Genomic DNA, 7,391 nt, shown 5'->3' on the forward strand with positions numbered 1-7,391 from the left:
GGGCCGAGGCTGCCATAGCGAAACGCAGTTTCGCCCGTCCACGGGACGTGGGGCCTGCCCGGCCCGAGGGCAGTACCCTCCTGTAGGACAGACGCGCGCCCCGCCTAAAGAAGCGATTCAACTATTTCGGCGATGAGCCGAAATAGAATGAATCGCGCAGGCGCGCGAAAACGCGGCGGAGCGCAAGCGGAGCCGCAGTGAGGCTGACACGGGGCGGAGAATAGGGCTTTGCTTTGGGCTGCGATTGTTCTTCGGGCGGGAAAACCGAAAACGGTTTTCCCGCCGCGCTGGGCCGAGCTTTGGGGCGAGAGCGAGTAGCGCGGTTCTTTGAACCGCCGTCCTCGGCGAGGGCGACGCATCAGCGGCGCGTGGGGGGGCGCGCCGAGGACGAATGGGTTGTGCTCTTGCGACCTTTTGGGTCGTCGGTTGAACTTGGCAGCTTTGACCAGTGAATGGAGCATTGTTTTGGCGGGGCGGGCGCCCGGGGGCTCGCAGTGAGCTTGCGAACGTTGCGGGCCTCCCGAGGGGAGGCGTCCGGCCCGCGCGGTTCTACGAACCGCAGGATTCAACTCAAAATAGGGGAGATGTTGCCCGTCTTGGGGGTAGAGGCTGTCAGCAGAAAACGCTGTGCGTCCATCCCGAGAGGGGCGTCCGGCCCGCACGGCACGCGAACCGCAGAATCAGAATAGGAAAACGGGCCCAAGCCCGGGTTCTAAGTCCCCAATCGGTTCCGTCTAAAGCTCTCTTGCCCCGTTTATTCCGAGAGGCAACGCAACTGAAGACCGTAAGCACGGTAGTTGGCACTCGTGGCGGTGAGATAGACCGCGTAAAAATCCAGAAGCCGGGCATAAATGTCGAAAATCGTGCGAGACCAACTGTATCCGAAATTGCCCGTGTGGGTCAGCACCCCCGAGTTGAAGTTGCGGAAGCCCGGGGCGGGCCTTCTGAGAATTTTGCCGAAAAGACGCTGTATCGATCCGTACAAGCCGCTCTGTTGCTAAATCGGGCGGAAACAATCTCTTTGAGGAATGAATATCATCGATATCATAGCTTGTATTATCCTCGTTTGGTGCGCCTGGAGCGGTGGACGGAGCGGGATTCTCGTCCAGCTGAGCGGGATTGTCGGTGTGGTGGTCGGAGCATGGGTCGCCTATCGGTTTTCACAGGCTATCGGACAGTGGCTCGACTTGACTGAGTTGCCGTCCGAAGTGCTTTTCGTGCTCGTGCTGATCGGAGTGATGATCTGCGTCATCCTGCTCAGCCACTTGGTCACCCGTCTGCTCAAAACCGGGGGATTGGCCGGGCCGCTGCGGCTGCTGGGAGCGCTGTTCGCCGTGGCGAAAGGAATTTTGCTGGCAGCGTTGGCCGTGATGGCGTTGGAGGCTTTTCGGCCCTATTTGCCTGAAAAAAATCGGGCTTCGTTCGACCAGTTGACGAACGAAGCCCGTAGTTACTCGTTGTTGAAAGGGGTCGGCGAGTATGTCTTCCCCTATATCGTCGGCGGAGTCAGGGCCGCTGCGGCCGAGCTCTATCCGACCACTGAACCGGCCGGTACTTCTCCGGCTGTCGAGTCGTAGTCCGTCGGCGCTACGATCGACAGGGCACCCGTCGGCGACTCCGCCATCAGGATCATACCCTGAGACTCGATCCCCTTAAGCACCCGCGGCGCGAGGTTCACCAAAACCAGTACCTGTTTCCCGACCATCTCTTCCGCGGTGAAATACTCCGCGATCCCCGAAACGATCGTTCGCGTATCCAATCCCGTATCTACCGTCAGTTTCAGCAACTTTTTGGTCTTCGGCACCGGTTCGGCTGCGATGACTTTCGAGACGCGGATGTCCATTTTCGCGAAATCGTCGAACTGTACCGTCTCTTCCTTTGCCGGAGCGACCGTCGCATTGGCCGCTGCATTCGCAGCTTTGGTAGCGGCGAGTTTGGCCAACTGTGCCTCGACTACCGCGTCCTCGATCTTCTCGAACAGCAGTTCCGCTTGGCCCAACTCGTGTCCCGGCTCCAGGAGGGTCAGGCAGCCGATGTTGTCCCACTTCAATTCCGAAGCCGGCAAGCGCAACATCTCGCGCAACTTGACCGCCGTGAACGGCAGGAACGGTTCGGCGGCGATCGCCAGCGATGCGGTGATCTGCAAGGCGATATTCAGGATGGTCGCTACGCGCGCTTCGTCTGTTTTGACGACTTTCCACGGCTCCGTATCCGCCAGATACTTGTTCCCCAGCCGTGCGAGGTTCATCATCTCTTTCAACGCCTCGCGGAACCGATAATTCTCGATATTCTGCTCGATGGCCTCCTTGAACACGGGCAGTTGTGCAACGATCTCCCGGTCGTAGTCGGTCAGTCCGGTCGCCGGGTCGATCGCCGGGACGCGCCCGCCGAAATATTTGTGGGTCAAGACCAGTGCCCGGTTCACGAAGTTGCCGAAAATCGCCACCAACTCATTGTTGTTCCGAGCCTGGAAGTCGCGCCAGGTGAAGTCGTTGTCTTTGGTCTCGGGCGCATTGGCGCAGAGGACGTACCGCAAGACATCCTCTTTTCCGGGGAACTCGTCGAGGTACTCGTGCAGCCACACCGCCCAGTTCCGCGAGGTGGAGATCTTGTCGTTCTCGAGGTTCAGGAATTCGTTGGCGGGGACGTTTTCCGGCAAGATGAATTCGCCGTGCGCCTTGAGCATCGACGGGAAGACGATGCAGTGGAAGACGATGTTGTCTTTGCCGATAAAGTGCACCAGTTTGGTGTCCTCGTCCTGCCAATAGGGTTTCCACCCCTCTGCATCGCCACGGTTCTCGAACAGCTCCTTCGTGGCCGAGATATAGCCTATCGGCGCGTCGAACCACACATAGAGAACCTTTCCCTCCGCCCCTTCGACCGGCACGGGTATCCCCCAGTCCAAGTCGCGGCTCACGGCGCGAGGCAGCAGCCCTCCGTCCAGCCAGCTTTTGCACTGGCCGTAGACGTTTGTTTTCCAGGTCTCTCCCTCGCCGGCTGCGGCGTGCTGCTCCAAAATCCACTGCCGCAAAAATGTTTCGTACCGGTCCAACGGCAGGAACCAGTGTTTGGTCTCCCGCAGCACCGGCGTGGCTCCGGTAATCGCAGATTTCGGGTCGATGAGCTCGGTCGGCGAGAGGGTCGAACCGCACTTCTCGCACTGGTCGCCGTATGCGCCTTCGCTCTGACACTTGGGACAGGTGCCGGTGATGTACCGGTCAGCCAGAAACTGCCGGGCTTCGGGGTCGTAGTATTGCTCGGTGGTCTGCTCGATAAAGTCGCCCTGATCGTACAGCTTCCGGAAAAAGTCCGAGGCGGTGCGGGCGTGGGTCGGGCTGCTGGTTCTGGAGTAGATGTCGAAGCTGATCCCGAACCGTTTGAAGGCGTCTTTGATAATCCCGTGGTATTTGTCCACGACGTCCTGAGGGGTAACACCCTCTTTCTTGGCTTTGATGGTGATGGGCACGCCGTGCTCGTCCGAACCGCAGATGGAGATGACCTCTTCGCCCCGGCCGCGCAGGTACCGGACGTAGATGTCGGAGGGTACGTAAACGCCGGCGAGGTGCCCGATGTGTACGGGCCCGTTGGCGTAGGGCAGGGCGGAGGTCACTAAATATCGTTTCGGTTGTTTCATCTCGAATGACTGGTATAATCGTATGTTCTGGTGTTTATTTTGCACCGAATAGAATGTACAAATGTAACGCTTTTCATGCTTCGTCCGATAGTAAATTCGGGTGGTTGCTATGGAGGGCGATGTGAAAATGTTAAAAATTAAACACTTTAAGGGTTTGTTGTTTGTTCTTAAACGTTTTAGTGAAAACGAATGCGGCTCTTATTGTTTTGTGTGTGTTTTATTTTATATTTGCCTTTGAATTGATTTTGACGTCGGATCATTTCTTAAAACTTTTAAAAAATTAAAGTCATGAAAAAGAAACACATTTTCATAGCGGCAATTGGTACGCTTTTTTTAAGCGCTGGCGTGTTCTCTGCGGTTCATTTTTCTGCTGAGAATGCCAATAGTTCTGATCTGACTCTTTCCAATATCGAAGCAATGGCGTTGGGAAAAGATTTGGAAGATGGCTATGAGTTTGTTAATAAACACGGAGTCGATCTTGGTGGGGGAGCTGTACAAGTTACATGTACATGTGGTGGTGATGGTTTCTTGAGCTGCTGCTAAATTCTAAAAAGATTGGAAGGGAATAGTAATGTTTCCTTCCAATCAAAATTTATACTGTATTATGCGGATTCTTAATTGTTTATTCGTAGCTGTTTCTTTTGTCATAGGGATGGTAGGTTGCGGCCCACGTGCGTCGGATGCCGATGAGGCGCAGATGCCTACGGTTCGGTTGTCGATGGACGAAACGCCCTTGGCCGATACGGCCGCCGGGCGACTGTTCCGGAATCCCTCGTATGTCACGCTGCGCGGGAGAATGCTGGGCAGTATCAGCCAGTTGCTCGATTGGCGCGACCGGTATGTGATTTTCGACCGGAAACAGAATTACGTCTATCTGTTCGATACCACCGGACAGTTTATCCGTCAGGTGGGGCAGGTCGGCAAGGGGCCGCGGGAGTATGTGCGGCTGAGCGGCGTGGCGTTGGCGGGGGATACGCTGGTGTTCTATGCCGACCAGCCGAACAAATTGATGTATTACGACCGGGTCGGAGATTTTCTCGGAGAGCGGCCCATAGCGCGTCGGTATTGCTTTTTGGAGGGAATCGGGTATGGGGGTGCCGATGACAGGGTCTATGGCGTAATGCCCGCAAATCGGGGGGCTTCGGGATATACGGTCACCCGGCTGACGGAAGACGGGACGGACGGGGCGGATTTCCTTCCGTTCGAGGAGTGGCCGGCGGCGGTGACGGCGGGAGCGATTCTGACGGCAGCGGACAGCGGCGTGCTGTGGATCAGCCGGCCGTTCGATAACCGGGTCTATCGCGTCGATCGGACGAACGGGGAGCCGCGGGCGGTCTTCCGGCTCGACTTCGGGGCGGGGAATATGCCGGCCGGATACACGGAGGGACTGGACGACTACGATGTGATTCTGAAGGCGAGCAAGGAGGGGGTTGTTTTTCACGCGGCGCGACCGTGTCAGGTCGGCGATTGGTTGTTGATCGGGACGTTCGGCAACTATTTTCTGATCGATTTAGCGGACGGGACGGCCCGGAAGGTGGAGTCGATAGCGGTGGGAGACGGGGTCGAGGGGCAGTTCTGGAGCTATGTGCCGATGGAGTATCAGAGCCGTCGGCTGGTGCTTCAGCTGATACCGGAGCGGGTGCAGGCGCTGGCGGGGATGGGGCGGATGAAGGTGACGCCTCAGATGGATTCGTTGTTGCAGGCGAATGGGAAGCTGGAAAATCCGATATTGATGATTTATGAACTGGAAGATTAGCGTTTTGAGTCTCTCTGCATGGGCGGTCGGACTGGTGGCCTGCGGCGGGCCGGGAAACCGGGCGGCGCAGGATATCCGGCGGTGGATCGGAACACGGGTCGAGATTCCGGCGGGTCTTGTGGCTCGGGCTGATGGCCGCGATACGCTTCTCGTGCCGGAGGATTCGGGCGTGGTGGCTAAGGTGCTGGTCTATTACAGTGCGGAGGGGTGTACGCCGTGCAAACTCAAAGAGTTGATGCAGTGGAGGCCGATGATCGAAGAGCTGGCGGAGGATAGCGCGGTGCGGTTCGTTTTCATCCTGAATCCGGCCCACACGACGGAACGGGAGTTGGAGATGACGCTCTACGGGATGCGGTTTGCGCATCCGGTTTTCTACGACCGGGCGAGTGGGTTCGAGGCTGCGAATCCGGAGCTGCCGCAGAATCCGGTGTTCCATACGTTTCTGCTGGACAGTGCGAATCGGGTGATGCTCGTGGGGTCTCCGGTGGGCAATGCGAAGATGTGGGAACTTTATAAACGCACGATCGCCGATCTGAAGGTAAAATAATATGATGCAAAAGGAGGCTATGCGTTGAAGCATAGCCTCCTTTTGCATCATTACGATGAAATCTATTCCCGTTCCAGTTGTTGCCAAATCAAGGCCGAAGCTCCCAGCACCGCCGCGTTCTTTCCGTCGATCCCCGACGGCAACAGTTTCACCTTATTTCTGAAGTTCGAGAGCATGTGCATCTCCATGTACTTCTTGGTCGGCTCGAAGATGTATTTGCCTGCCTTCGCCAATCCGCCGAAAAGGAAGATCGCCTCCGGCGAAGTGATCGTCACGGCATCGGCCAGCGCCTGCCCCAGAATCATCCCCGTGTACTCATACGCCTCGATCGCCAGCCTGTCCCCATTCAGCGCCGCCTTGGTGATCATCTCTGCGGTCAGGTCGTTGTAGCTGATGTTCCGGAATTCGCTGTCCTCGATATGATCCGCCAGCAATTTGAACGCCGTCCGCTTAATCCCCGTCGCCGACACATAGGTTTCCAGGCACCCCTTCCTTCCGCATCCGCACACCCGCGCGCTGGCGGTCTTGTTGACGATCACGTGTCCGAGTTCTCCGGCAAAGCTGTCGTGTCCGTACACTAACTGTCCGTTGGCCACGAAGCCGCTCCCGAGGCCCGTCCCCAAGGTCACGACGATAAAGTCTTTCATCCCTTTCGCCGCCCCGTAAACCATCTCGCCGATGGCGGCTGCGTTGGCGTCGTTGGTAATCAGCACCGGAATGGTCGGGTAGTACCGTTTCATCTTTTCGACGAACGGGATGACGCCTTCCCAGATCAGGTTGGCGGCATATTCGATGGTTCCGTTGTAGTAGTTGGCATTCGGCGCTCCGATCCCGATCCCGATGATTTCGAACTCGCCGTCGAGGTTTTTCATCAGGCTCTGGATGCCGATGTAGAGCTCTTCCAGATACTGGTCGAAATCGGGGAATTTCTTGGTGGGTACGACGCCTTCGCCGTACATGTTTCCGTCGCGGTCTACCAGGCCGTAAACGGAATTCGTCCCCCCGATGTCGATGCCTACTGCTAATTGCTTCATGGTATGTGGTTTTTTGAGAATCGTTATGAATACCAAATATAGGGATATTTTATGAAATGCCGCTTCGGGAGAGGTAAAATTCTTTGTTTAGGGCCGTGGCAAGCGGAGGGGGATTGCCGGTCGAGGTGTGCGGCGGAGCGCGAGAGAATTGGGGCCCACGCGCGGACAGAGATTAGGGCCGTCGACAGCTTGAGGATGCGAAGCATCTGTCTAAAGTCTTTTTGGTTCTTTTTCTTCAGAAAAAGAACGGTACCCTTAAACTAAGCCGCGCGCCACGCCTTGAGAGGGAAATCGTCAAAACTCGCTTGCGTGTTTTGACAAGATTTCCCAAGGCGCGCGAACTCTGTCGCCCACCCGCTTAAAGAGGGATTTCACTCGTTTTGCGGTGAGCAAAATCGAGATGAAATCCCGGCGGGCGAC

At 56.8% G+C, this 7,391-nt stretch carries 7 protein-coding genes; 4 read left to right on the top strand and 3 right to left on the bottom strand.

What is annotated here, in order from left to right; all coding sequences use genetic code 11:
• Positions 1-754: 754 nt before the first annotated feature.
• Positions 755-985 (bottom strand): hypothetical protein, encoded by a 231-nt coding sequence (locus QZ302_RS07400; protein WP_294594095.1) that lies wholly within the window; start codon positions 983-985, stop codon positions 755-757.
• A 43-nt stretch (positions 986-1,028) separates the two neighbouring features.
• On the opposite strand from QZ302_RS07400, the gene QZ302_RS07405 reads away from it, so the two are divergent.
• Positions 1,029-1,577 carry a CvpA family protein gene (locus QZ302_RS07405; protein WP_294594097.1) on the top strand — a complete coding sequence of 183 codons (549 nt, stop codon included), beginning with the start codon at positions 1,029-1,031 and terminating at the stop codon, positions 1,575-1,577.
• On the opposite strand, the gene metG is transcribed toward QZ302_RS07405, so the two are convergent.
• The gene (gene metG / locus QZ302_RS07410; RefSeq protein ID WP_294594106.1) at positions 1,529-3,658 is read right to left on the bottom strand and encodes a methionine--tRNA ligase; all 2,130 of its coding nucleotides are present in this window, start codon (positions 3,656-3,658) and stop codon (positions 1,529-1,531) included. The genes QZ302_RS07405 and metG overlap by 49 nt on opposite strands.
• 264 nt (positions 3,659-3,922) lie before the next feature.
• On the opposite strand from metG, the gene QZ302_RS07415 reads away from it, so the two are divergent.
• The 3 genes from QZ302_RS07415 to QZ302_RS07425 all read left to right on the top strand — a co-directional run bounded on the left by QZ302_RS07415 (position 3,923) and on the right by QZ302_RS07425 (position 5,937).
• The gene (locus tag QZ302_RS07415; RefSeq protein WP_294594099.1) at positions 3,923-4,177 is read left to right on the top strand and encodes a hypothetical protein; all 255 of its coding nucleotides are present in this window, start codon (positions 3,923-3,925) and stop codon (positions 4,175-4,177) included.
• A 109-nt stretch (positions 4,178-4,286) separates the two neighbouring features.
• Positions 4,287-5,390: a 6-bladed beta-propeller gene (locus tag QZ302_RS07420; protein WP_294594101.1), complete on the top strand. Its 1,104-nt coding sequence runs from the start codon at positions 4,287-4,289 to the stop codon at positions 5,388-5,390.
• Complete coding sequence (locus QZ302_RS07425) at positions 5,374-5,937, top strand: hypothetical protein (protein WP_294594102.1); 564 nt, start codon at positions 5,374-5,376, stop codon at positions 5,935-5,937. The genes QZ302_RS07420 and QZ302_RS07425 overlap by 17 nt, the downstream gene beginning before the upstream one ends.
• 62 nt (positions 5,938-5,999) lie before the next feature.
• Here QZ302_RS07425 and QZ302_RS07430 read toward each other — a convergent pair whose 3' ends face one another.
• Positions 6,000-6,971 carry an ROK family protein gene (locus QZ302_RS07430; RefSeq protein ID WP_294594104.1) on the bottom strand — a complete coding sequence of 324 codons (972 nt, stop codon included), beginning with the start codon at positions 6,969-6,971 and terminating at the stop codon, positions 6,000-6,002.
• Positions 6,972-7,391 lie beyond the last annotated feature (420 nt).

The organism is uncultured Rikenella sp. (genome assembly GCF_910579375.1).
Classification (GTDB): domain Bacteria; phylum Bacteroidota; class Bacteroidia; order Bacteroidales; family Rikenellaceae; genus Rikenella.

Bases quoted from the DNA above. Each gene is read 5' to 3' on its own strand.
- QZ302_RS07405 (WP_294594097.1), top strand. From the start codon at position 1,029: ATGAATATCATCGATATCATAGCTTGTATTATCCTCGTTTGGTGCGCC.
- QZ302_RS07420 (WP_294594101.1), top strand. From the start codon at position 4,287: ATGGTAGGTTGCGGCCCACGTGCGTCGGATGCCGATGAGGCGCAGATG.
- QZ302_RS07415 (WP_294594099.1), top strand. From the start codon at position 3,923: ATGAAAAAGAAACACATTTTCATAGCGGCAATTGGTACGCTTTTTTTA.
- QZ302_RS07430 (WP_294594104.1), bottom strand. From the start codon at position 6,971: ATGAAGCAATTAGCAGTAGGCATCGACATCGGGGGGACGAATTCCGTT.
- QZ302_RS07425 (WP_294594102.1), top strand. From the start codon at position 5,374: ATGAACTGGAAGATTAGCGTTTTGAGTCTCTCTGCATGGGCGGTCGGA.